This window comes from Anaerobiospirillum sp. NML120449 (assembly GCF_023051105.1).
GTDB lineage: Bacteria > Pseudomonadota > Gammaproteobacteria > Enterobacterales > Succinivibrionaceae > Anaerobiospirillum.
This window is the reverse complement of sequence record NZ_JALKIL010000098.1, coordinates 1-1564: the sequence shown is the minus strand read 5'-3', so window position 1 is coordinate 1564 and position 1564 is coordinate 1. Positions and strand designations below refer to the sequence as shown.

1 protein-coding gene is annotated in these 1564 nt (G+C 42.8%); it reads right to left on the bottom strand.

Annotated elements, in window-relative coordinates:
* Positions 1–1352 precede the first annotated feature (1352 nt).
* Positions 1353–1478: a hypothetical protein gene (locus MXE41_RS13155; protein ID WP_281503616.1), complete on the bottom strand. Its 126-nt coding sequence runs from the start codon at positions 1476–1478 to the stop codon at positions 1353–1355.
* Positions 1479–1564 lie beyond the last annotated feature (86 nt).

Here is a 1564-nt window from a genome sequence, read left to right as displayed (position 1 = left end):
CTTCGGTATGGGTCTGGGTGTTAACTACACCGGTGCCTCCAACGTCAAGGAGTTCGGTGTTAACGCTAACGTACGTTACGTATTCTAATAACAGTTTGTGATATTCATTGTCACCGTAGCCGGGGCATCAGCCCCGGCGTCTGGTGGTGATGCTACATCACGACTTCCTTGGAACCTTTACTCAGGAATACTGTTATCAGAGCGTTGCATACGTATGCACACTCAAAAGGATTTACTAAGCATTTAAACCAAAACCATGCTCATGCCATGACAAACTCCCTGCACATGATAGGCAAGCTCATATGTAAGGAATGAGTCTGAAGCCTGAACACAGTACAGGTTTAATGCTTTACAAAATATTAAAGGCGACTTCTGGAACAATCCGGAAGTCGCCTTTTTCGTTTTGAGGCAGGCGTCGCTGCAACTGCAACTCCAAAACCTGGCGTGATTGAGTTTGAAGTTTGGACGTTTTTAAACTGGATACTTGACAAGCATGTTATGCATAGTCACTTTACATAAAGGATAGTAGATTATTTATCAACTAGCTAACAATATGACAAATAAGGAGGTGTTATACCAGATACTGCACCGTCTAAACCCCCAAATACTCCCACACCATTAGATACTTCGTAATACTAAATATAGAGCGTTAATTCTTGAGTTGATATAGAACTATTGAATTGTTCAGCCAGGTAGCAGGAAAGCTTAGAAGGACGAGGAATTCATGGTTATGTGAATTGGCTGCTGCCAAGCTTAGACATCCAATCTCCGAAAAGGAACGCATCTGGATTGTTACGTGGCGTTGATTCCCATGATGCACTGCACAGCAGTCTGATTGTAGATGTTAGATGTGTAACACTTGCAATAGTGGGGCTGGTTGAGAGTACTGGGGCTATGACAGTCACAATGAATCCCAGCATTGAGCCTGATTAAGTCCCGCTTACGAGCATATGTGGCGTGCAGTATTGACCGTGGTGTGGGCAGGTAAAGCCACAACAGCAATCCAGACAAGCAGGAAGAACACAGCTGTCCTGGGAGATATCATAACAAGACGCAGTGTAGCCATGAACAAATGGAAAGAAAAGGCCTTCTGTGAAGTGAGATTATCAGGAAAAGACTGATATGTAAGACAGAGGGAATGGCTTCTGTGTATGAGACGCGCAGGTAGGTAGGTAGGTAGGTAGGTAGGTAGATGCGCATCTTGTGTCACAGTCAGGCAGCACAACAAGTGACCATTAAGGATCAAACAGTACACTGAAATATACTTTTGCCAATGCGCCATTTAAGGGCAATCGCAGCGCCGCAAAACAGTTGGCACAGTAAAATTCGCGGAGCGAATTTTTATATGAACTTTAAGTTGGCACTAAGTATGCTTTTTTTTTTTTTTTTTTTTTATCCTCTGGCGTGGGGTCCCTATTTAAATTTTCTACTCTTTTGACCTTTTTTTTAAGCTCTTCCTGGCTATAATACTTTTTCATTTGACCTCAGTTTCTTTTCTGCCCTCCCCCCTTGATTCCGATCCCATTTTTGCATTCTTTCGTATCTTATCTTTTATTACCTACTC

Bases quoted from the DNA above. Each gene is read 5' to 3' on its own strand.
- MXE41_RS13155 (WP_281503616.1), bottom strand. From the start codon at position 1,478: ATGAAAAAGTATTATAGCCAGGAAGAGCTTAAAAAAAAGGTCAAAAGA.